Origin of the sequence: Murinocardiopsis flavida, assembly GCF_003014485.1 — a bacterium.
Taxonomy (GTDB): domain Bacteria; phylum Actinomycetota; class Actinomycetes; order Streptosporangiales; family Streptosporangiaceae; genus Murinocardiopsis; species Murinocardiopsis flavida.
In genome coordinates this window covers 115747-137878 of the sequence record NZ_PYGA01000001.1, presented here as the reverse complement: position 1 = coordinate 137878, position 22132 = coordinate 115747, and the positions used below count along the sequence as shown (strand labels likewise).

Annotated in this window: 24 protein-coding genes; 8 read left to right on the top strand and 16 right to left on the bottom strand. The window is 73.7% G+C overall.

The window, feature by feature from the left end; translation table 11 throughout:
* Positions 1-181: 181 nt before the first annotated feature.
* A complete protein-coding gene (locus CLV63_RS00565) occupies positions 182-1240 on the bottom strand; it encodes a YeiH family protein (protein ID WP_245928493.1) in 1059 nt (352 codons plus the stop codon).
* Between the two features lie 70 nt (positions 1241-1310).
* Between CLV63_RS00565 and CLV63_RS00560 the strand changes: the two genes are divergently transcribed.
* The 6 genes from CLV63_RS00560 to CLV63_RS00535 all read left to right on the top strand — a co-directional run bounded on the left by CLV63_RS00560 (position 1311) and on the right by CLV63_RS00535 (position 6954).
* A complete protein-coding gene (locus CLV63_RS00560; RefSeq protein ID WP_106580840.1) occupies positions 1311-2231 on the top strand; it encodes a LysR family transcriptional regulator in 921 nt (306 codons plus the stop codon).
* A 294-nt stretch (positions 2232-2525) separates the two neighbouring features.
* The gene (locus tag CLV63_RS00555) at positions 2526-2825 is read left to right on the top strand and encodes an SAF domain-containing protein (RefSeq protein ID WP_106580839.1); all 300 of its coding nucleotides are present in this window, start codon (positions 2526-2528) and stop codon (positions 2823-2825) included.
* A complete protein-coding gene (locus CLV63_RS00550) occupies positions 2804-3967 on the top strand; it encodes a UxaA family hydrolase (protein WP_106580838.1) in 1164 nt (387 codons plus the stop codon). The genes CLV63_RS00555 and CLV63_RS00550 overlap by 22 nt, the downstream gene beginning before the upstream one ends.
* A gap of 98 nt (positions 3968-4065) precedes the next feature.
* Positions 4066-5034, top strand: a complete 969-nt coding sequence (locus tag CLV63_RS00545) for an NAD(P)-dependent oxidoreductase (protein ID WP_106580837.1) — start codon at positions 4066-4068, stop codon at positions 5032-5034.
* Positions 5031-6044 carry an Ldh family oxidoreductase gene (locus CLV63_RS00540; RefSeq protein WP_106580836.1) on the top strand — a complete coding sequence of 338 codons (1014 nt, stop codon included), beginning with the start codon at positions 5031-5033 and terminating at the stop codon, positions 6042-6044. The genes CLV63_RS00545 and CLV63_RS00540 overlap by 4 nt, the downstream gene beginning before the upstream one ends.
* A 166-nt stretch (positions 6045-6210) precedes the next feature.
* Positions 6211-6954: a FadR/GntR family transcriptional regulator gene (locus CLV63_RS00535; protein ID WP_106580835.1), complete on the top strand. Its 744-nt coding sequence runs from the start codon at positions 6211-6213 to the stop codon at positions 6952-6954.
* A 60-nt stretch (positions 6955-7014) separates the two neighbouring features.
* On the opposite strand, the gene CLV63_RS00530 is transcribed toward CLV63_RS00535, so the two are convergent.
* From CLV63_RS00530 to CLV63_RS00480, 11 genes are all read right to left on the bottom strand, one after another.
* The gene (locus CLV63_RS00530; RefSeq protein WP_106580834.1) at positions 7015-7761 is read right to left on the bottom strand and encodes a TSUP family transporter; all 747 of its coding nucleotides are present in this window, start codon (positions 7759-7761) and stop codon (positions 7015-7017) included.
* Positions 7762-7770: 9 nt separating this feature from the next.
* Complete coding sequence (locus tag CLV63_RS00525) at positions 7771-8418, bottom strand: fumarate hydratase C-terminal domain-containing protein (protein ID WP_106580833.1); 648 nt, start codon at positions 8416-8418, stop codon at positions 7771-7773.
* Positions 8408-9304 carry a fumarate hydratase gene (locus tag CLV63_RS00520; protein WP_106580832.1) on the bottom strand — a complete coding sequence of 299 codons (897 nt, stop codon included), beginning with the start codon at positions 9302-9304 and terminating at the stop codon, positions 8408-8410. The genes CLV63_RS00525 and CLV63_RS00520 overlap by 11 nt, the downstream gene beginning before the upstream one ends.
* Before the next feature lie 48 nt (positions 9305-9352).
* On the bottom strand, positions 9353-10366 hold the full coding sequence (locus tag CLV63_RS00515; protein WP_170134101.1) for an ABC transporter substrate-binding protein: 1014 nt from the start codon (positions 10364-10366) through the stop codon (positions 9353-9355).
* Positions 10363-11211, bottom strand: a complete 849-nt coding sequence (locus CLV63_RS00510) for an ABC transporter permease (RefSeq protein WP_106580831.1) — start codon at positions 11209-11211, stop codon at positions 10363-10365. The genes CLV63_RS00515 and CLV63_RS00510 overlap by 4 nt, the downstream gene beginning before the upstream one ends.
* 14 nt (positions 11212-11225) lie before the next feature.
* Positions 11226-12047, bottom strand: a complete 822-nt coding sequence (locus CLV63_RS00505) for an ABC transporter ATP-binding protein (RefSeq protein WP_106580830.1) — start codon at positions 12045-12047, stop codon at positions 11226-11228.
* A gap of 104 nt (positions 12048-12151) precedes the next feature.
* Entirely contained in the window at positions 12152-12517 is a 366-nt protein-coding gene (locus tag CLV63_RS00500; protein ID WP_106580829.1) for a succinate dehydrogenase hydrophobic membrane anchor protein, read from the bottom strand.
* A gap of 47 nt (positions 12518-12564) precedes the next feature.
* Positions 12565-13071, bottom strand: coding sequence for a succinate dehydrogenase, cytochrome b556 subunit (gene sdhC / locus CLV63_RS00495; protein ID WP_106580828.1), 507 nt, complete (start codon positions 13069-13071; stop codon positions 12565-12567).
* On the bottom strand, positions 13068-14813 hold the full coding sequence (locus CLV63_RS00490) for an FAD-dependent oxidoreductase (protein WP_211301083.1): 1746 nt from the start codon (positions 14811-14813) through the stop codon (positions 13068-13070). The genes sdhC and CLV63_RS00490 overlap by 4 nt, the downstream gene beginning before the upstream one ends.
* A 1-nt stretch (position 14814) precedes the next feature.
* Positions 14815-15531: a succinate dehydrogenase/fumarate reductase iron-sulfur subunit gene (locus tag CLV63_RS00485; protein ID WP_106580827.1), complete on the bottom strand. Its 717-nt coding sequence runs from the start codon at positions 15529-15531 to the stop codon at positions 14815-14817.
* Positions 15532-15699: 168 nt separating this feature from the next.
* A complete protein-coding gene (locus tag CLV63_RS00480; protein ID WP_106580826.1) occupies positions 15700-15903 on the bottom strand; it encodes a hypothetical protein in 204 nt (67 codons plus the stop codon).
* A 345-nt stretch (positions 15904-16248) separates the two neighbouring features.
* Here CLV63_RS00480 and CLV63_RS00475 point away from each other — a divergent pair, with 345 nt between their 5' ends.
* Positions 16249-17112 carry a SigB/SigF/SigG family RNA polymerase sigma factor gene (locus CLV63_RS00475; RefSeq protein ID WP_106580825.1) on the top strand — a complete coding sequence of 288 codons (864 nt, stop codon included), beginning with the start codon at positions 16249-16251 and terminating at the stop codon, positions 17110-17112.
* A gap of 105 nt (positions 17113-17217) precedes the next feature.
* Here CLV63_RS00475 and CLV63_RS00470 read toward each other — a convergent pair whose 3' ends face one another.
* On the bottom strand, positions 17218-18024 hold the full coding sequence (locus CLV63_RS00470) for an enoyl-CoA hydratase (RefSeq protein ID WP_106580824.1): 807 nt from the start codon (positions 18022-18024) through the stop codon (positions 17218-17220).
* A 73-nt stretch (positions 18025-18097) separates the two neighbouring features.
* Positions 18098-19291: a CaiB/BaiF CoA transferase family protein gene (locus tag CLV63_RS00465; protein WP_245928492.1), complete on the bottom strand. Its 1194-nt coding sequence runs from the start codon at positions 19289-19291 to the stop codon at positions 18098-18100.
* Between the two features lie 138 nt (positions 19292-19429).
* Between CLV63_RS00465 and CLV63_RS00460 the strand changes: the two genes are divergently transcribed.
* The gene (locus tag CLV63_RS00460) at positions 19430-20170 is read left to right on the top strand and encodes a GntR family transcriptional regulator (RefSeq protein WP_211301082.1); all 741 of its coding nucleotides are present in this window, start codon (positions 19430-19432) and stop codon (positions 20168-20170) included.
* 121 nt (positions 20171-20291) lie between these two features.
* Here the strand turns inward: CLV63_RS00460 and CLV63_RS00455 are convergent, their stop codons facing one another.
* Positions 20292-21284 (bottom strand): sulfotransferase family protein, encoded by a 993-nt coding sequence (locus tag CLV63_RS00455; protein ID WP_106580822.1) that lies wholly within the window; start codon positions 21282-21284, stop codon positions 20292-20294.
* A gap of 159 nt (positions 21285-21443) precedes the next feature.
* The gene (locus CLV63_RS00450; protein ID WP_106580821.1) at positions 21444-22130 is read right to left on the bottom strand and encodes a hypothetical protein; all 687 of its coding nucleotides are present in this window, start codon (positions 22128-22130) and stop codon (positions 21444-21446) included.
* Positions 22131-22132 lie beyond the last annotated feature (2 nt).

The following is a 22132-nucleotide window of genomic DNA, read 5'->3' as shown; positions in this document are numbered from 1 at the left end:
GGCGCGGGCGCCGAACCGGGCGGGTCGCGGGGACCGCCGGTGCCGCACCTGCGCAGTTTCCTTCTCGGGCCGGCCGGCGGGCGCCGGGCGGGACGCGGACGCCCCGTGACAGCGCAGCCCGACCGGGCCGGTGCGGTCCAGAGTCGCATTCTCGGCGCACGCCCGGGGCGGCGGGGGCCGGTCACATCGCCAGGGCGATCCCGGCCCAGGCGACAGCGGTCACGATGAGGGTGCCCACGGCGCCAAGGACCAGACTGCGGCCGCCGGTCCGGACGAGCGGGCGCAGCCGCACCGAGGTCCCCAGCGCGAACAGGCCCGCGCTGAGCAGGACGGTCTGGAGGAAGGCGGCGGTGTCGAGCACCGGGGCGGGCAGCACGCCCAGCGAACCGATCCCGACCGCGGCCAGGAATCCGGCGACGAACAGCGGGACGATCGGCGGCCGGGCGCCGTCCGGGGCCGCCGCGCCCTTGCGGCGCAGCCAGAGGCTCACCCCGATCATCATCGGGGCGAGCAGGGCGACCCTGGTCAGCTTCACGACGACGGCCGGCGCCAGCGCGGCCGGGCCGACCACGCCCGCCGCCGCGGCGACCTGGCCCACCTCGTGCACGCTCGCGCCGGCCCACGCACCGAACACCGCGGCGTCCATGCCCAGCGCGCCGTGCACCATGGGCAGGACGGCGATGGACACGGTGCCGAAGAGCGTCACGAGCGCGACGGCGGTCATGACGTCCTCCTCCTCGGCGTCCACCGCGCCGCTCATGGCGGCGACGGCGGAGGCGCCGCAGATGCTGGTCCCCGCGGCGACCAGCAGGCCGCGCTCGGTGCCGAGTCCGAGGCGGCGGGCCGCCAGCACGGTGCCGAAGAACGCCGCGGCGACCGTCACCAGCACCGCGGCGAGGACGGGCGCGCCGAGGCCCAGCACGTCGGAGAGGGAGAGTTGCAGCCCGAGCAGGACGATCCCGGCGCGCATGGGCGTCTTCGACGCCGCCTTCAGCCCGGCGCCCGTTGCGGGCCGCAGCAGGCCGAGGTTGGCGAGGAGCGCACCGGCGAGGAGCGCCGCCATCAGGGCGCTCACCGCGGGGACGAGCGCGTTCACCGCGAGGGCCGCACCGGTGCCGAGCACCGTGACCGCCGCACCGGGCAGCAGGGCGGCGGCCCGCTCCCGCCGACGCGGGTGCGCGGCAACGGGGGCGGGGGCGGGGGGCGCGGCCGGTCCGGATGTGTGGTGCTCAGCAGGCATGCGTCCATGCTGGAAGCGGTGCATTCGGGGCGGTAGAGGGCGAAACCGCGGGAGGGCATACAGTGACCGCATGACCGGAGTCCGCCGCCACTGGCCCGACCTCGCGAGCCTGCGCCTGCTGCTGCTCGTCGCCGAGCACGGCAGCATCGGCAGGGCGGCGGCGGACATGGGGCTCACCCAGGCGTCGGCGAGCCGGCGGCTCGACACGCTGGAGCGCGAACTCGGTGTGCCGCTGCTGGTGCGCGGTGCCACCGGTTCGCGGCTCACCCCGCAGGGGCGCGGCGTCGCCGGATGGGCCGCGAAGGCGGTCGCCTCCGCCACGGAGTTGCTGGAGGGCGTCGCGGCGCTGCGCGCGGGGCGAACGGCCAAGGTGCGGGTCGCCGCGAGCATGACGGTCGCCGAGTACCTGATGCCGGGGTGGCTGGCCGCCCTGCGCGCGGCAGGGGCCGACGCCGAGGTCGACCTCCGGGTGGTCAACTCCGACGACGTCGCCGCGCTGCTCCGCGACTCGGCGGTGGACGTCGGCTTCATCGAGGCGCTGGACGTGCCCCGCGACCTGTCGTCCACCCGGGTCGGCACCGACCGGCTCGTCGTCGTCGCCGCGCCGGGGCACCGCTGGGCCCACCGCCACCATCCGGTCGAGGCCGCCGAGTTGGCGGCGACCCCGCTGGTCATGCGCGAGCCGGGATCGGGTACCCGCACGACGCTGGAGCAGGCGCTGGGCCGCGCCACGGGCAGGGGGCCGGCCGAGCCGTCGCTGGAGCTGTCGTCGAACGCCGCCGTGAAGGTCGTGGTCGCGGGCGGCGGCGCCCCGGCGGTGCTGAGCGTGCTCGCTGTCGCGGGGGAGATCGCCGACGGGCGGCTGCGCGAGGTCGCCGTGCGCGGCGTCGACCTGCGCCGGCCGCTCACAGCGGTCTGGCAGGGGCGGACCCGGATGAGCGCGCCGGCCGAGCGCCTGGTCCGCATCGCCGCCGTCCCCGAAGGCTGCTGAAGACCGGCGCCCCGTCCCCAGTCCCGTTGCCCTAACGGCCGCGAGGGTGTTTTTCACGGCTCCGGTGACCTTTGGTGATGGGGGTGTGCGGCACGGCCCTGGTGACCTCAGGTGGAGGGGGTTGGCTACCGTCGCGGCTGCGGAGCACCCGGCGGTGCGAAGCACCACGCTGGAGTTTTCCCGCAGGTCCTGCTCGCCGTGACTGGCGGTGCTCTGTCCGCTATTGACCCGCTTCTGGGCGCATGGCTACTGTTGTGGGTAAGAGGTCTTACCTCAATGGAAAGGAGTAGGCGAGTGACCCAGCAGCCCGACTTCCTCGCCCACGACGAGGGCGACTCCGTCGCCGTCGCGGTCCGCGACGTTGCGGCCGGTCCCGCCCGCATCGGCTACCTGCGCGCCGAGACCGCAGTGGACGTCGACGTCACCGCCGACATCCCCCTCGGCCACAAGGTGGCGCTGTCCGCCATCGCCGAAGGCGCGGAGATCAGGGAGTACAGCCAGCTCGTCGCCATCGCGACCGCCGACATCGCCGAAGGCGACCACGTACACGTCCACAATGTGAGGAGCGCCCGGTGGCAGAACAGCGTGGCCTGACGGGGTTCAGGCGGGAGAACGGGGCGGTCGGCATCCGCAACCACACGGTGGTGCTGCCCGTCGACGACCTGTCCAACGCCGCCGCCGAGGCGGTCGCCGCGGTCGTGCCGGGCGTTCTCGCGCTCCCGCACGCCTACGGGCGGTTGCAGTTCGGCGCCGACCTCGACCTCACCTTCGACACCCTGATCGGCACCGGCGCCAACCCCAACGTCGGCAGCGTCGTCGTCATCGGCATCGAGTCGAACTGGACGGCGCGGGTGGTCGACGGCATCGCCAAGACCGGCAAGCGCGTCGAGGGCGTCTCCATCGAGGGCCACGGCGACCTCGCGACCATCAGGACCGCCGCCCGCATCGCCCAGCGCTTCCTCCAGGAGGACAGCGAGGCCGCCCGCGTGCCCGTCGACCGCTCCGAGATCCTGCTGTCGATCAAGTGCGGCGAGTCCGACACCACCAGCGGGCTCGGCTCCTGCCCGACCACCGCCGAGGCCGTCGACCGCTGGGTCGACGCCGGGGGCACCGTCCTCTTCGGCGAGACGAGCGAGCTGACCGGCGGCGAGCACCTGATCGCCGAACGCTGCGTGAACGACACCGTCCGCGCCCGGTTCCAGCGGATCTATGACGATTACATCGCCATGATCGAGCGCACCGGCGCCAACCTGCTCGGCAGCCAGCCGACCCAGGGCAACATCGCGGGCGGCCTGTCCACCATCGAGGAGAAGGCGATGGGCAACATCGCCAAGACGGGGGTCAAGCCCGTCGTCGGGGCGCTCGGCCCCGCCGAGGCACCCGCGGACGGCCCCGGCCTGTACTTCATGGACACCTCGTCGGCTGCGGCGGAGTGCATCACCCTGATGGCGGCCGCGGGTGCCGCGCTGCACCTGTTCCCCACGGGCCAGGGCAACGTCATCGGCAACCCCATCGAACCCGTCGTGAAGCTGTCGGCGAACCCCTCGACGGTCCGCACCATGAGCGAGCACATCGACTACGACTGCGCCGGCCTGCTGCGCCGCGACATGACCCTGACGGAGTCCGGCGACGGCCTGATGGCGTCGATCGACCGCACCATCAACGGCCGCCTGACGTGCGCGGAGTCCCTGGGGCACCGGGAGTTCGTGCTGACACGGCTGTACCAGAGCGCCTGACACGGCGGCGGGGCGGCGCGGTGCCACGCGGTGCGGGCGCGCCGCGGGAGTGCGCCGCCCCGCCCCGCTGCCCCGACCCCGCAAGCGAGGTGCACCACGTGACCACCGATGTCACTGTCGTCGAGGACGTCTGGGGGGCCGCCTTCGACACCCTCTCGGCCCGCCGCGACATCCGCTACCTGCCCGACGCCTGGTCCGACCCGGCCGCTCTGCGCGACGCGGTCCGCGGCACGCGGGCGCTGGTCGTGCGCAACCGGACCCCTGTCACCCGGGACCTGCTCGCCGCGGCCCCCGACCTGCGCGTGGTGGCGCGGGCCGGTGTCGGACTGGACAACATCGACCTCGCCGCGGCGGCCGAGCACGGCGTCGTCGTGGCGGCGGCACTGGGCGCCAACGCCGTCAGCGTCGCCGAGCACACCCTCGGCCTCGCCCTGGCCGTCGCGCGGCGCACCGTCGAACTCGACGGCGCCGTGCGCACCGGCGCGTGGCGGCGCACACCCGGCCGGGAACTCGCCGGCGGGGTGTGGGGCACCCTCTCGGCCGGCGCCACCGCGCGCGCCACCCTGCGCCTGGCGCGCGGACTCGGCATGCGCGCCATCGCCTACGACCCCTACCTCGACCCCGCCGACCCCCGCCTCGCCGAGCTGGGCTGCGAGCTCCACCCGCTCGACCGGGTCCTCGCGCGCTCCGATGTGCTCAGCGTGCACCTCCCGGCGACACCGGACACCCGGGGCCTGCTCGACGCGCGGCGCATCGCCCTCATGGGCGAGCACGCGATCCTGGTCAGCGCGGGCCGCGGCGAGGTCGTCGACGAGGACGCGCTGGCCGACGCCCTCGCGGCAGGACGGCCGGCGGGCGCCGCGCTGGACGTCCGCAGTACCGAGCCGCCGGTGCCGGGGCGCCTGGAGGCCATGGCCAACGTGGTCCTCACCCCGCACGTCGCCGGGATCACCACCGACTCCCAGGAGCGCATCGCCGGTCTGCTGTGCGCCGACATCGACGCGGTACTCGCGGGCGGGGCGGCGCGCAACGCCGTCGCCGCGGCGACGGCGGGAGGCCCGGCGTGAAGATCACCCTGGACCGCGCGCGGCGGCTCACGGAGTCCCTGCTCGGCGGCGCCGGGCTCGCGCCGGAGCGCGCCGCCGTCACGGCCCGCGCCATCACGCTCGCCGACGCGTGGGGCATCGGGTCGCACGGCATGTTCCGGCTGCCCGTGTACCTCGACCGGCTCGCGGCGGGCGGCTACCCGCCCGGTGCCGAGCTGACCGCCGTGCGCGACACTGGGCCGGTCCTGATGCTCGACGGCGGCGGCGGGATCGGGCACTGGCAGGTCGCCGAGGCCGCGGAGTACGCCGTCGAGCGCGCCGGCCGGTACGGCGTCGCCCTGGTCGGCGTCGCCAACGGCGGCCACAGCGGCGCACTGGGCTGCTACGCGCTCGACATCGCCCGCGCGGGCCTCGTCGGCCTGGTCTTCGCCAACGGGCCGGCGGCGCTGCCGCCCTGGGGCGGCAGCGCCGCCCTGCTGTCGACGTCCCCGATCGCCGCGGGCATCCCGACCGAGCCGCGGCCGGCAGTGGTCGACATGGCGCTCAGCGCCGTGGCCCGAGGCAAGGTGGCGGCGCTGGCGAAGCGGGGCGAGGAGCTGCCCGAGGGGTGGGCGCTGGACGCCGAGGGCCGCCCCACCACCGACCCGATGGCGGCGCTGCGCGGCATGCTGGCGCCGCTCGGCGGGCCGAAGGGCTACGCGCTGGCGTTCCTCGTCGAGGCGCTGACCGCCGGGCTCGTCGGCCCGTACCTGTCGGCCGACGTCCCGGACTTCTTCGACGACGCGCGCAACGCCGAACCGCAGCGGATCTCACACCTGGTCGTCGCGGTCGACCCGGAACTCGTCGGCGACCCCGCCGACCCCGGCGGGTCGGCGGCGCGCCTGAACGCGCTGGCCGAGCGCACCGCCGCCGCGGGCGGGCGGCTGCCCGGATCGCGCCGGACACCGCCGGAGTCGCTGGACGGGTCGACCATGGTCGACATCGACAGCGAGGTGCTGGCCGACCTGGAGGACCGTGCGCGGCTGCTGTGAGGCGGGGGAGGACCATGAGCGGGGCGGACGGCCGAATCGGCCGCCGCCCCGCGCCGTTGCGCGGCGGGAGCGCGCGGCCCGCCCGGTAAGGTCGAGCACATCGCCGCCCCGTGGACAATGGTCTGACCAGAGGGGTCCGCGGGGCAGAGGGAGAGGGAGCACGACCATGTGGCAGCATCTGGGGAGCGGGAGCATCCGGGAGCGCATCGAGCACCAGGTGCTTCGCGTCATCGAGGAGGGGCGGCTCAAGCCAGGGGAGCGGCTGCCGCCCGAACGCGAACTCGCCGCGACCCTCGGCGTCAGCAGGCCCTCACTGCGCGAGGCCCTGCGCTTCCTCCAGAGCCGCGGCGTGCTGTCCATCCGGCACGGTGTCGGGGTCTTCGTCGAGGCGCCGGCGCCCCAGGACCGGCTCTACTCGGCGACGGCGCGCCAGCAGATGACCCTCGAAGAGCTGTTCGCGATGCGCGAGGTGCTGGAGGTCCCCGCGGCCCAGTGGGCCGCCGAACGACGCGATCCCGACGGCATCGAAGCACTCACGGCCGCCTACGAGTCCATGCAGGACATCGCCGCGACCGACCGCGCCCGCCTCGACTTCGCCGAACTCGGCGCCGCCGACGCCAGGTTCCACATGGCGATCGTGGACGCCGCCGGAAACCGGTTCCTCCAGCAGACCCTGGGCGTCCTGCAACGGATCCTCGCCGAGGGCATGGAGACCACCCTGACCGTCCCCGGGCGGCTGGAGCGCTCCCGCGCCGAGCACGAGCGGATCTTCACGGCGATCGTCGGCGGCGACCCCGGTGCCGCGAAGCGGCACATCGGCACGCACATCAGGAACGCCCGCAAGGCCGCGATGGGACGCCTCGCCGAGGCCGGGTCCGAGGCGGGCCGCACCGTCCAGCACGCGGGCTGAGCGCCCGCCCGACGCCGGTGCGCCGCCGGCGGCCGCGTGGCGGCGGTGTGCGACCGCGCGCTACAGCCGGGCGAGGCTCTGGGCCAGGGCGGCGGCCCCGGAGACCAGGACCACCGCCAGCGTCACCCGGTGGAACAGGCGTTCCGGGATCCGGTCGAGGACCCGCACCCCCAGCGCGTTGCCCGCCAGCCCGGCGGCCAGCCAGACCATGGCCGTCCACAGCGGCGTCTGCGCGGCGCCCTCGCCCGCGGCGAGCAGCACCGCCAGCATGATGGCGTTGCCGATCACGAAATAGGCGGCGAGGTTGGCGACGTAGCCGCGCGGCCCGGCGCCGTCGCCGCGCAGCACCAGGGCGGGGACCAGCCCGTTCAACGAGGTCGTGACCCCGAGCACGCCGCCGGCCGCGCCGGCGGCGGTCACCGCCGCCCGCGAGGCCGTGCGCGGCGCCCCGGAGCGGAGCTCCCTGACCGCGGCCAGCGACGCGCCGAGGAGGATGGCGCAGCCCGCGCCGATCTCCAGCAGCGTCCCGTCGACGCCGCGGGCCAGCGCGTAGCCGAGCGCGATCCCGGGCAGGCCGCCGCCGAGCAGCAGGCCGACCCGGCCCCGGTCGAGGGCGGCGCGCAACCGCCACAGGACCGCGACCCGGGTCAGCAGCCCCAGCGCGAGGTTGACCACGACCACGTCCGCCAGCGGCAGCCCCGCCAAGAGCAGGAACGGGACGGACACCAGGGCGTAGCCGAACCCGGTGGCGCCGCCGAGGAACGCGGCGAGCAGCACCCCGGCGGAGCCGATCAGCAGAAGTGACACGTCCCGGCCCTACAGCCCCAGCACCCTGCGGGCCGCCGCGCGGCGCTCCTGCGCGGTGTCGCGCACCCGCTGGTACTCGGACACGCCGTGGGAGTCCATCCCCACGAACAGCGGCCCGAAGCCGCGCATCCGGAACCGCCACAGGCATTCGGGCATCAGGTCCTCCCAGAGCACGTCCTCGATCTCGGCCACCTGCCGAGTCTGCACGCTCGCCGCGCCGCCCGTGACAGCGAGGTACACCCCGCCGCTGCGCCGCAGGTGCTCCAGCGACTCCGCGGAGAGCCCGCCCTTGCCGACGATCGCGCGGACGCCCAGTTCGTCGAGGCAGCCCCGGGTGAACCGGTCCATGCGCATGGACGTGGTCGTGCCCACGGACACCGGCAGGTACCCGCCCGAGCCGTCGGGGCGCACACTCGGCGCCGTGTGCAGGAACACCGCGCCGCCGAAGTCGGCGTCGACCCGCTTCCCCTCGTCGAAGAAGCGGATCAGCGAGGCGTCGCGGACCCCCCAGACCGTGCCGTCGAGCCACACCTCGTCGCCGCACCGCAAGGAGCGGACGAACGCCTCGTCGAGCGGGGTCGTGGCGTGCAGCACCCGGCCGCCGCCCTCGCTGGTGGCCGTGCCGTCGCCCGCGCCGTTGGCGGCATCAGTACCCATAGGAGACCGCCCCCTCCGGGCCGACCGTCGCGCTGGCCCGCTCGCCGCGCCAGCACTGGATGTTCACGGCGACCGGGTTCATGGAGATGTGCGTCCACGCGTACTCCACGTGGACGGCGAAGGAGGTCGTCGCCCCGCCGAGCCCCTGCGGGCCGATGCCCGTGGTGTTGACGGCGGTGAGCAGCTGCCGTTCCAGGTCGGCGATGTCGGGCTCGGGGTGCGGCTCGCCGACCGGCCGCAGGATCGCCTTCTTCGCCAGTGCCGCGCACTGGTCGGCGGTCCCGCCGAGGCCGACACCCACGATGGTGGGCGGGCAGGGGCGCGGCCCGGCCTCGATCACGCAGTCCAGGACGTAGCCCTTGACCCCGGCGGTGCCGTCGGCGGGCGAGAGCATCCGCAGGAACGACATGTTCTCCGACCCCGACCCCTTGGGCACCAGCAGGATCTCCAACTCCTCGCCGCCGTCGACGAAGTCCAGGTGCACCTCCGGCACGCCGGGCCCGGTGTTGTCCTGCCGGTTCTCCCTGGTGAGGGGGTGAACAATGCTGGACCGCAGCGCGTGGCGTTCGCTCGCGAGGGCGATGCCCTCGCGCAGGGCGGTCACGAGCTTCGCCGGGTTCACCGGGAACCCCGTCCCGATCCGCACGAAGAACACGCAGATGCCGGTGTCCTGGCAGACGATGATGCCGGTGTCGTCGGAGGTGCGGATGGTCTTGACCATCACCTCCAGGCGCCGTCCGGCGAGCCCTTCCTCGCGTTCGCGCGCCTCGTCCACCGAGCGGCGGACGTCGGGCGGCAGGTCGGTCAGCGCCTTCTTGTAGAGGACGGCCGCGACCTCCCGCAGCTGCGGGTAGAGGTCGGCGCCGTTGACGTCGAGCTGCTTCATGTCACCTTCCTGGCGTCGTCGGTGGGACCGCGGGACCGCGCACTGGCATCATGTGCAGTCCTTGGTGTGCGGGCCGGGGTAGCAGAACTCGCCCGCGTCGTCGGGGATCTCCTCGACCAGGCCGATCTCCTGCATGAACCGCGCGTACTCCATGAACCCGCGCGGCCGGGTGGTGTAGCTGATGTCGTCGGAGGTGATCTGCTCCTCGACCTCCGCGGCGGTCACGCCGCCGCCCATGACCGCCGCCAGCTCCGGCGCGGTCCCCTTGGGGTCGTCCCGCAACCGCTCGACGGAGTCGGCGACCTCGTCGCGGAACGCGTGGACCACCTCGGTGTTCGCGCCGTAGAACGGTTCCAGCACGTAGACGCTGTTGAACGTGTGCTCGCCGAACACGTCGTAGCTCTGCACCACGGTGTTCGCACCCTCCTTGGTCAGGCGCTCCTGGAACGGCGGGGCGGTCAGGTGGCCGCCCATCTGGCCGCTGATGAGCGCCTGCATGCCGTCGGGGTGGCCCATCGCGACCATCTGGGAGTCGAAGGCGCCCGCCGAGCCGAGCTCGTCGCGCGCGGCCTTGCGCAGCACGATCGCCTGGATGGAGTCGGGGCCGGGCATGGCGATCTTCGCCGAGCCCTTCAGGTCGGCGAGGGACTCGGCGTCCATCGACATGAGCCGCAGGTTGGCGTCGTCCAGCCCGACGAGGACCTTCCAGGGGACGCCGTTGCCGTAGCCGACGATGAAGGGGCCGATCCCGCCGGCGGCGATCTGGATCTCGCCGGAGATGGCGCCGTCGCGGATCGCCGCGCCGGAGTTGAGCTCGCGCCACTCGAACTCCTTGTCGGGGAACCGCTCCTCCAGTACCCGCTCCTGGCGCATCAGCAGCAGCGGCGCGTAGCCGATACCGGGCTGGTAGCCGATGCTGATGGTGTCGAGTTCGCGACCCGAGAGCCCGGGGTTGCACGCCGCGAGGGCCGTGCACAGCACCACCGCCGAGGCGAGTGCCGCGAGCCCTCGGCGGGCCGCCGGCCCTGTCGTCCGGTGCGCGGTCGCGTCGGTGCCGATCACGTGCTCTTCATCCCCCAACGGATCACGGTGCGGCGCTCGATCCAGGTGAAGACGAGGTCGAGCGCGATGCCGATCAGTGCGATGGTGACCAGTCCGGCGAAGACCTCGGGCGTGCGCAGGAAGTAGCGGGCGTCGTTGATGAAGAAGCCGAGTCCGCCCTGCCCGCCCGCTGCGCCGAACACCAGTTCGGCAGCGATGATGGTGCGCCAGCCGAACGCCCAGCCGGTCTTGAGCCCGGCGATGATCTGCGGCAGTGCGGCGGGGATGAGGACGTCGCGCACGATCCGCCAGCCGCGCAGCCCGATGTTGCGGCCGACCGCCATGATCGTGGGGTTGACGGTGCGGAACCCGGTGCTCACGTTGATGGCGATGGGCCAGACCACGGCGTTGGTGATGACGAAGACCAGGGCGGTGGTGCTGAGGCCGAACCACAGGATCGCCAGCGGCAGGATCGCGATGGCGGGCAGCGGGTTGAGCATCGAGGTGAGGAGGACGAGCAGGTCGTCGCCGAGGCGCGACCAGGACGCCAGCGTAGTGAGCACCGCGGCCAGCGCCATCCCGATGACCATGCCGCTGAGCAGGACTTGGAGGGTGATCGCCGTGGCCGCGAGCAGCCGGCCGTCGGCGATCCCGGCGTAGATCGCCGCGGCGACGTCGGCGGGGCCCGACACCAGCAGCGGGCTGACACCGGACAGGGAGACGTAACCCTGCCAGACGCCGAGGATCAGCAGGAGGAGGGCGGCCCTGCGGGGGGCCACGGGAAGGGCGGCCCAGCCGCCCCGGCGCGGCCGCGCCCGAGCGGCGCCGTCCGGCGGCCCGGTCGCGGGTGTTGCTGTCTGCTGCATGGGCACTCACCAGCTCATTCGAACGTCGCGGATTCGGCGGTGGAGTCGTCGGCGGAGAGGAGGGACCGGAGGTGGCGCATCGCGTCGGTGAACTCCGGTGCGGCGGGGTCGCTGAGATGGGCGACGTCGAGGATCTCGACCACGGTGGACGGCGGTGTGCCGAGCACGACCACGCGGTGGCCGATGTAGACGGCCTCCTGGATGCTGTGGGTGACGAAGAGGATGGTGGCCTCGGCGCTGCGCGCGACCTCGTGCAGCTCGCGCTGCAACCGGGACCTGGTCTGGGCGTCGAGCGCGCCGAAGGGCTCGTCCATGAGCAGCAGCACCGGTTCGAGCGCCATGGCGCGCGCGATGGCGACCCGCTGCTTCATCCCGCCGGAGAGCTGGTGGGGGTAGCGGTCGGCGGCGTGGGAGAGGCCCATGAGGTCGAGGTACTCGGCGGCGATCCGGGCGGCGTCGGCCTTTGAGCGGCCGTTCACGCGCAGCGGGTAGGTGAGGTTGCGCTCGACCGGGAACCAGGGGAAGAGCTGGTCGAACTCCTGGAACACGACGGCGCGGTCGGGGCCGGGGGAGAGGTCCGTGCGGCCGTTCAGCCGGATCGAGCCGCCGGCGGGCTCGATGAACCCGGCGATGGTCTTCAGCAGGGTCGACTTGCCGCAGCCCGAAGGGCCGAGCAGCATGACGTGCTCGCCGGGGTGGATGGCGAAGCTGACGTCCTCGACGGCGACCTGGAGGCGGCCGTCCAGTTCGTAGCCGACGCGCGCGTGTTCGACGTCGAGCAGCGGCGCCGATGTGCGGGGCGCCGGCGTGTCGGCCGGCGAGGTTCGGAGCTCCATCGCTGTGCACTCCTCTGCGCTAAGTGGAAAGAGGTCATACCATGACACGTTCAGACTGTGATCTGCAACACTGCATCCTGGGCCGATCCCGTCCGGCCGCCGGGTCACCCCGCGGCGACGACGAGGGTCAGCGCCCCGAGGACGAAGAGCGCCGCGATCAGCACGCGCATGCCCGCCAGCACCGCTCGCCGCGCCCCCCGCCCGGGGCAGTGGTCGCGGACCACCGCGCCCATCGCCGCGCCCACGTGCAGCAGCGCCATCGCCAGCAGCAGCGCGTCCCAGACCACCCACAGCGCCGAGCTCCACCGCCGCGCGACGAACGAGGAGTCGGTCGCCGCGACGTCGTTGACGATGTGGGTGACACCGAAGTGGCCCAGCGCCAGGACGGCCAGCAGCACCCCCGTGGCCCTGATGGTGAGGTAGGTCCCGCTGCGCGCCGTGCGCACCCGGGCGGTGTCCTGGTCCGGCATCGTCGGCTCCCTGGCAGGCGGCGGGGTGGCGGGGCGGGGCGTGGCGGTCATGGGGCGAACACCGGCCACAGGATGACCGCGCTGCCCGCCGCGGTCCCCGCGAACGTGAGGACGCCGACCCCGTCCAGCAGCCGTCCCGCCGCCCGCGCGCCCACATCGGCGAGGTCGATGACCAGCAGCCGCAGCCCGTTCAAGGCGTGGAACAGCAGCGCGAAGAGCAGGCCGCACTCGAAGACCCGCATCAGCGGGGTCGAGTACAGCGCGTGCACCTCGTCGAAGAGGGCGGGCGACAGCGCGTACAGCCCGACGTCGAGCAGGTGCAGGGCGAGGAAGGCGAACACCGCGAAACCCGTGATGCGGTGGACGTAGAACGCCCAGCGGTTGCCCTCGGCGAGGTCGTAGGGCGAGCGTCCGAGCCGGGCGCGCAGCACGGCGAGCAGGTGCGGGCCGCCGTCGATCCGGCGCGCGCTGAGCAGGACCAGCGCGGTGAACGCGACGATGGCGGCCGAGACGACCGTGAGACCGGCAAGGAAGGCGAACTGCACCGCCGTCATCGAGCACCCCCGCTCTCCGCGTCCGCGTCGGGGCCGCGCAACGGGAACTCCACCGGCACGGTCCACAGCCGCGGGTCCGAGTCGGGGCCGTCGGAGGTGAGCCTGATGGACCGCAGCCACACGTCGTCGCGGCGGTCGGGGAAGTCGGAGCGGGCATGGGCGCCGCGGGTCTCCTCGCGGAGCAGCGCCGACTCCACGATGGTCCGCGCCACGATGAGCTGGTTGCGCACGTCCAGGGCCTCCTGCCAGGCGGGGTTGAAGACGGCGGGGCCGGGGACGGCCAGGCGCCGGGCGCGCTCGCCCAGCGCCGCGAGCGCCGTACGGGCCTCAGAGAGGCCCTTGGCGTCGCGCACCACCCCGCAGTCCGCCCACATCAGGTCCTTGAGGTCGCGGGTCAGCGGGAACGGCGACTCGGTGCCGGGCCCGTCGAGCGGGGCGAGCGCGCGGGCGAACGACGCCGCCACCGACGCCGGGTCGGGCGTCCGCAGCCCGCGGCCGCCCGCCATCGAGGCAGCGGTGTCGCCCGCCCGGCAGCCGAACACCGTGGACTCGGCGACGCCGTTGCCGCCCAGCCGGTTCGCGCCGTGCACCCCGCCGGCGTCCTCACCGGCGACCAGCAGCCCGTCGACCGCCGTGCGGCAGTGCGGGTCGATGACCACCCCGCCCATGTGGAAGTGCGCGGTGGGCGAGACCTCGACCGGGCCGGTGGCGAGGTCCTGGCCGATCTGCCGGGTCCGCTGCACCATGCCGGGGAAGGAGCGCTCGACGGCCTCGGCGCCCAGGTGCGAGATGTCGATCAGCACCCCGCCCGCCTCGGTGCCGCGGCCGGCGGTGATCTCGGTGTAGCTGGCCCGCGCGACGACGTCGCGGGTCGAGCGCTCCATGCGCTCGGGGTCGTAGGAGGCCATGAACCGCTCGCCGCGCGCGTTGAACAGGTGGGCGCCGGCGCCGCGCAGCCCCTCCTCCAGCACCGCCCCCGTCATCCGGGACGCCCCCGCGAGCAGGCCGGTCGGGTGGAACTGCATCATCTCCATGTCGCGGACCGGCAGCCCGGCCCGCAGGCACATGGCGACGCCGTCGCCGGTCTTCTCCCGCGCGGGCGCCGCGATCCGGTACATCGTCGCGGCGCCGCCCGTGGCGACGACCACGACCCGCGCCCGGACCAGGATGAACCGCCCCGTGGCGATCTCCAGGCAGGTCATGCCCGCCAGTTCGCCCTCGGCGTCGAAGACGAGGTCGAGCGCCCGGACGTCCTCCAGTTCGCGTGCACCGATGCGGAACATCTGGTCGCGCAGCCGCGACATGATCTCGATGCCGGTGAGGTCGCCGCGGTGCACGGTGCGGTCGAAGGACTGCCCGGCGAACGCCTTCTGCTTGATGGCGCCGTCGGGGCGGCGGTCGAAGAAGCAGCCGACGGTGGTCTCCAGTTCGCGGATGACCTTGGGGGCGTCGCGCACGAGGGCGTCGGCGAGCCGCTGGTCGTTGAGGTACTTCCCGCCTCGGAGCGTGTCGACGAGGTGGGCGTCGAGGGAGTCGGCCGGGTCGATGACGGCGTTGTAGCCGCCCTGCACCATGCGCGTGCACCCGGACCGCCCGACCGCGCCCTTGCTGATGACGGTGATGTCGAGCCCCGGTGCGCCGGCATGGCAGTGCAGCGCGCACATGAGCCCGGCCCCGCCGGCGCCCACGATGGCGACGTCGGTGGTGAGCTCCTCGTAGTGGACGGCGTCGTCGGACGGCACCTCATCGCCCCCTGCGCAGCCGGCGGATGGACGCGGCGGGGTCGAGCCCCTTGGGGCAGGCGGAGCTGCACCCGTAGATGTAGTGGCAGCGGTCCACGCCGTCGGGCCCGCTCACCAGGTCGAGGCGCTCCTGCGTCGCGGTGTCGCGCGAGTCGTTGACGAGGACGAGTGCGCGGTTGAGCGCGGCCGGGCCGAGGAAGGTGCGCGACCCGCCCGCGATACCGCAACTGGAGAAGCACACGCCGCACTGGACGCAGTCGAGGGAGGGGTCGATGGCGCGGCGCTCGGGGGAGTCGGGCGCGATCCGCGCGGGTTCGGCGGCGTCCTCTGCCGGTACGACGTAGGGCGTGACGCGCCGCCACTCGTCCCAGAAGGGGGTGGTGTCGACGATCAGGTCGCGGACGACGGGGAACCCCGCCATGGGCGCGATGGCGACCGGTTCCCCGTTCTCGGGCACGGGCGTCTGGCAGGCGAGGACCGACCGGCCGTTCACCCGCACCCCGCAGGTCCCGCACATGCCCACGCGGCAGGAGAAGCGGAAGCCGATCGACGGGTCGTGCTCCCGCTGGACGGCGAGGAGGACGTCGAGGACGGTCATCGGGGTGAAGGTGGCGACGCGGAATCCGGTCCGTGCCCCGGGGTCGCCGCGCTGGATGGTGACGGTGAGCCCGTCGTCCGGTGGCCGGCCGGCAGCTGCCGTTCTGCGGAGACGCCCCATATGCACTCCTCATATTCTGGTAAGACCTCTTACCTAGGAGAGTAAAATGCGGGCGTTCGTCCGGTCAATGGGAGCGGCGGTGCCGGTGCGGGGCTGCGGGGGTGGGGCGGAGCTGCGGGGGCGATGCGGGGGCGGGGGCGGCGGGGCGGCGGGGTGGGAGGCGAGCGGTCACCCGTTCGGCGGCGGTGTCCCGTCGGTGCTCGGGGAGTCGTCGCCGGAGGAGTCGTCGCCAGGCGAGTCGGCGGGCGCCTGGAGGATGGCCTCGATCAGGGCGAGCACGCGGGGATTCAACCGGTCCTGGTCGATGACGGACTCGGCTTCGGCCAGCAACTGCTCGTCGTCGAGGTCATCCCAATCGGGTGTAGGGCTCATGAAACACAAACCTGCCCATCCTTACCGCGCTTGATTCATTCTCTCCGGTGACAATGTGACAACACCGGTGCCCCCCGGGGCAGCCGCGCCGACCAGTAACGAAGTCGCAAATCCCGCGCGCGGGAGTGCCGACCCCACCGGCGACCCCGGATCCGGCCCCGTCATGTGAGGGTTTGTGCGGTTCCGTGTCGGGAACGGCTCATTCCAGGTCCGAAAACGCGGCCGGCTACATGTCCCTTGCGGGCGTCGGCGAGCAGAGCGCCCGATCCGGGTGCGGTTGGCAGCAACACCGCCGTAACCATCACACCGTTCGGACGATCTGGCTCTGTCGGAAGGAGATCCGGTATGAGCAGTACGCGGCTGGGCACCCGAATACCCACGCGAACGCACTCCGTCGCGGAGCCGAGGCGGCACCGCCCGCCTGCGCGCGACGACCACCGCGACACCCACCGCGACAACGACACCGAATGGCTGTTCGCCGAACTCGCCCGGGTCCCCGACCACAGCGAAGAGGCGCACCGGATCTGCGCCCGCCTGGCGAAGATCCACGCGCCGGTGGTCGAACGCGAGGCGCGGCGCTACCGCGACCGCGGGGTCGCGCAGGAGGACCTGCGGCAGGTGGCCAGGGTCGGGTTGATGAAGGCCATCCGCGGGTTCGACCCCGGGCGCGGCAAGCCCTTCATGTCCTACCTGCTGCCGACGATGACCGGCGAGCTCAAGCGGCACTTCCGCGACAACACGTGGGCCGTCCACGCGCCGCGCGCCCACCAGGAGCGCCGCGCCGAACTGAACCGGTTCACCACGGAGTTCACCCAGCGGCACAGCCGCTCGCCGTCGCTCACCGAGATCGGCGCGCACATGGGGCTGGACGCCAAGGCCACCGGCGAGATGCTCGGTGCCTGCTCGGCCTATTCCGCGCTGTCGCTCGACCGCCCCTACGGCACCAATGAGGAAGGGGAGGAGACCATGCTCGGCGACTCCATCGGAGCCGCCGACCCCGGCATCGAGCTCGCGGTCGACCGCGAGGCGCTGAAACAGGCGCTCGTCGGGATCCCGCCCCGCGAACGGCGCATCCTGCTCCTGCGGTTCTTCGGCGACCAGACCCAGGCCCAGATCGCCGAGGCCATGGGCTGCTCGCAGATGCACGTCTCACGCCTGCTCAACTCGACGCTGACCCGGCTGCGCCGCGCCATGCTGCACGACTCCTGAGCGCGTCCCGGCACCGCTCGCAACCCCGGGCCGCCCGCCCGGCCCCGGAGGGGCCGGGCGGGACCATCCGCGGCCGCGCACGCGGCACCGCCACCGGGCCGATCGTCAGCGGCCCTGCCACCGCACGGGCGTCCGGCTGCCGAAGGCGCTGACGGCGGCGGCGAAGTCCTCGCTGCCGAACACCGCCTCGACGACGTCGTCGTCCTCGACGAGCAGCCGGCGGCGCATGCGGCGCACCAGCTCCTTGGTGGCCCGCATGGTCAACGGCGCGTGCCCGAGCAGCCGTTCGGCCGCGGCGCCGACCCGGTCGTCCAGCTCCGCCGGGGCGCACACCTCGGCGAGGAAGCCCGCGGCCGCCGCGTCGGCCGCGCCGAGAAAGTCGGCGCGCAGCAGCAGGTCGAGCGTCCGCGCCGGGCCGAGGTGGTGGACCAGCAGCGACAGGGAGTTCGCCGACAGGGTGTTGCCGAGGGTCCTGGCGATCGGCACGCCGAACCGTGCGGTGTCGTCGCCGATACGCAGGTCGCACGCCGCGGCGATGGCGAGGCCGCCGCCGACGCAGTACCCGCGCACCGCGGCGAGAGTCGGGACGTCGACGTCCTCCAGGCGGTTGACGACACGGGTGATGCGGGCCTCGTAGGCGACCCCGTCGGAGCCCGAGGTGAACTCCGCGAACTGGCCGATGTCGGTACCGGCGACGAACGCCTTGGTCCCGCTGCCGCGCAGCACCATGGCCCGGATGCCGGGGTCGCCGTCGGCCAGTTCGCAGGCCGCGTAGAGGCCCTCGTACATGGCCCAGGTCATGGCGTTGCGCGCGTCGGGGCGGTTGAAGGTGACAGTGAGGACGCCGTCGCCCCGTTCGACGAGGAGTTCGGCGGTGTCGGGTGCGGACTCCGGTGTGCTGCGGGCGGTCATGCGGCTCCGTAGAGTGTCGGGTGGCGGTCGGGGTGTCGGGTGTCGCAGTGTGCTGTCGGCGGGCGCGTGCCGCCTACTCGCCGGCCCCGTCCGCGGGTCCCGCCGCGGGGGCGGCGATGCCGAACTCCGCCAGCACCGGTTCGGTGTCCTGGCCCAGGGCCGGTCCTGCCGCGGCGCGGCGCGCCGGAGTGGCCGACATGCGCATCGGAGACCCGAGTTGGCGCACCTCGCCCAGGCGGGGATGCGGGGCGTCCCAGAAGAAGCCCCGTTCGGTGAGGTGCGGATCGGTGAAGGCCATGGCGTGGTCGGCGATGGGGGCGCACGGAACCCCGGCCGCCTCCCACGCGGCGACGAGCTCCTCGACGGTCCACGTGAGGGTGGTCCGCTCGATCGCGGGGATCAGCTCGTGGCGCAGCGCGAGCCGTTCGCCGCTGGTGGCGTAGCGCTCGTCGGCGAGCAGGTCGTCGCGGCCCAGCGCGGTGCAGAACCCGGCCCAGGTCGGCGGGGTGATGGCGCCGACGGTGACCCAGCCGTCCTTCGCCCGGACCGCCTGGTAGGGCGCCTGCTTCTGGTGGGCGCTGCCGTTGCGGCGGCCGGTCTCGCCGGTGGCGAAGTAGCCGCCGGCCTCCCACACGGCGAAGGACACGCCCGATTCGAGCAGGGAGACGTCGATGTGCTGGCCCTCCCCGGTGCTGTCGCGGTGCCGCAGCGCCGCGGTCACGCCGAGCGCCAGGTAGAGGCCGCACACCAGGTCGCACATTGGCACGCCGATCTTGACCGGGCCGGATTCGGGGGTCCCGGTGATCGACATCAGCCCGGAGCGGGCCTGGGCCATGATGTCGAGCCCGGGCAGCGCCGACAGCGGCCCGTCCTGGCCCCAGCCGGAGCCCGAGGCGTAGACCAGGCGCGGGTTGAGCGCAAGCAGCGCATCGGGGCCGAAGCCGAGCCGGGCCATGGCGCCGGGGCGCAGGTTCTCCACGAGGACGTCGGCCTGCGCGACGAGGCCGCGGAACGCCTCGGCGCCCGACTCGCTCTTCAGGTCGAGCGCGACGGACTCCTTGTTGCGGTTCAGCCGGACGAACGGCGAGCTCTCCCCGTCGAGGAAGGGGCCGGTGGCGCGGGTGGGGTCGCCCGAGTCCGGCGGCTCGATCTTGATCACCCGCGCGCCGAGGTCGGCGAGCTGCATCGCGGCGAAAGGGGCCGCCATGAAGACGCCGACCTCGAGGACGGTGACGCCCCGCAGGGGAGCCTCGTTCTGGGTCTGCACAGTTCCTCCGATGCCGGTCGCGCGGCGCGACCGCGCGGGGGTTCGGCCCCGGATGAGCCGCGTTCCCGCACGATTGCCTTTAATCTATTGTCTACAATCATAAACCGATGCCCGAGTCCGATGAGTGAGGGGGACCGCGTGAACGGCACCGAGCACGGCCGGTCCGACGTCCCGGTGAGCCTGCCGGCGTGGGTGGCCGACCGCATCAGGGAGCTGATCCTCCGCGGCGACCTGCCCCCCGGCACGCGGCTCGGCGAGGAGGGGCTGTCCGCGCGCTTCGGCGTGAGCCGGCCGCCGCTGCGCGAGGGCCTGCGGTCACTGGAGACCGAGGGCCTGGTGGTGCAGGTCCCCCGGCGCGGGACCTTCGTGCGCACCGTGACCCTCCAGGACGCCTACGAGATCTGCACGCTGCGCGACGAACTGGAGCACATGGCGGTCCGCCTCGGCGTGCCCGTGCACGACGCCGCCGCCATGGCGCGGTGCCGCGAGGCCATGGCGCGGCTGGCGGCGGCGGCCGCTGCCGGCGACTCCGCGGGCGTGACCGAGGAGGGCTTCGGTTTCCACCTCGCCCTGGTCGGCCTGTCCGGGCACGGGCGGCTCGAAGCGGCGTTCCGCGGCCTCGCCCTCCAGATGCGGCTCTGCATGGCGATGAACCGCAGGGCGCGGCGCAGCATGGAGACCCTGCGCGAGGACGCGGCGCGCCACAGCCGCATCCTCGACCTGGTCGAGGAGGGCGACCCCGAGCGGGTCGTCGAGGCGCTCGCCGGGCACGGGCACACCACGTTCGTGCTGGCCCTGCGCGACCAGTTGGGCGAGGGCTCGCCCGCGGCAGCGGCATGGGCCGACCGCATCGCCGCCGAGGCGGCCGAGGCGTCCTAGCGGCGGCGCGCAACGCCGGGTACGAGGGCGTTCTCTCGCGGCCCCGCTGCGCGATACGAGGGCGCCGGGGCCGTGAGCACATCCCCTCGCCCTGGACACCGGTCATGGTTCCGGGGCGCGCTCAGTGGGGCGGGGCCGGTACCTCTGCGGGACTGGGCTCGCCGAGCCGCCGCACGGTGTCGGTCATGCGCCGCTTGCGGTGCGCGAGCCTGCGCGCGGACGCCGTTGCCGCGTAACGGGCGAGCCGGGAAGGGGAGGCGCGCCGCCCGCCCGACACCTCGTAGCCGTTCGCGCGCAGTCGGCCCGCGAGCACCGTTTCGCACAGTTCGATCTCCCACGGGTCCAACCGCGCCCGCCACGTCCCCTGGGCGGCCGGGTCGACCGGGCCGAGGGTGCGGTCGTGCCACGTCTTGCGCGCGGGCAGGACGACACGGGCGACCGCGGCCGGTTCGCACATCGCCGGGTCGTACTCCTCGCCGAGGAACGCGCACAGCGCGGCGAGTTCGCGCTCGGGATGCTCGATGAGCGACTCGAAGCGCAGCCGGTGGTAGGAGCCGGGGCCGAGGCGGTCGGCGGCGGCGTCGCCGTAGTCGACGGCCTCGGCCCAGGTGGCGATCGCGGCGTAGCTGTCGGGGCGGTACCACGGCTGGTGCTTCAGCGAGCCGACGCAGTCGCGGCCGTCGCGGACCACGTGCACGAACTGGGCGCCGGGGAACAGCCGGGTGATCACGTCGACGTGCTGGTAGTACCCGGGACGCTTGTCGCCCCAGCGCGGCTTGCCGAACCGCTCGGCGTAGCAGCGGAACACCGTGCCGATCGCCGAGCCGAGGGTCGGCGGGGCAGCGGCGATGGCCGCGGCGGTGCGGTCGGGGTCGAGGCCGAGGTCGGCGAACCGGTGCCGTTCCGTCCGCACGATCCACGCGGCGAGCCGATGCCGGTTCGCCGCCACCCGCAGGTCGCCGAACTCCCTGCGGCGCTGGTACGCGTCGAGTACGAAACGGGTCTCGGGCGGGATCGCGAAGCGCGGGTGCGCGTGCACCATGAGCTGGACCAAGGTGGTTCCGGATCGGGGACAGCCCAGGATGAACACGGGACGGTGGGGGATCGGCGTCATACCGTCGCAGGTTAACCCGCTGCCGCGCGGTACACCAGAGCGCGCGTCCCGTGTCCCGGTGTCCCGGCGGCGCGCGCCCCAGCCTCCCGGCGGCGGTGGCGCGGCGCCGGACCGTGCGGGCCGTCGCGCGCCCCCGCCCGGGGCCGCCGGCCCACCGGTTCAGGCGATGCGGGCCATGATGGGCATGGCCGCCATGCCGTTCGACCGCAGGTGCCCCCGGACGTGGCGGAAGAAGCTCGGCTTGGCGAACTGCGAGAGCAGGAACCGGACCGGGCCGGTGGGCAGCCGCACGTAGTTGACGAACGCGAACTTCGAGCCGTCGACGGGTTGCAGCAGGGTGGAGTTGTCCACGCCCGTCTCCCGCGTGTACCAGCCCGTGAGGTTCTCCCACACGGCCACGGCCCCTTCGGGGTCGGCCGCGGTGAAGTGGTTGAACAGGAAGGTCCCCGCGGAGGTCCGGTCGGTCTCGCCGATCCGCCTGATGTTGCGCGCGGCCATGGCGAAGTCGGCGTTGAACCGCAGGTACGGCGCCGCCTTCTGGACCGCCGCGATGGTGTCGGGCGTCGTGGTGCGGATGAGCACGGCCACGTCGAACCGCGGGCCGCCGGTGATGGGCGGGATCAGCACCGCCTCGTAGACGGTGGCCTCGACGACGTTGCCGTCCTCCTCCAACTGCCGGGCGAACGCCTTGTACTCCTCGATGGCGTCGTCGCGCTGGGCGCTCCCGCGGACGAACGGCACGCGGCGCGGCGGGTCGACCGCGATACCGAGGTAGATGAGGCCGTAGGGCTCGGGTTCGTCGAAATCGGCCGCGGGATATCGCGGGTCGTGGTGGATCGTGGGCATCG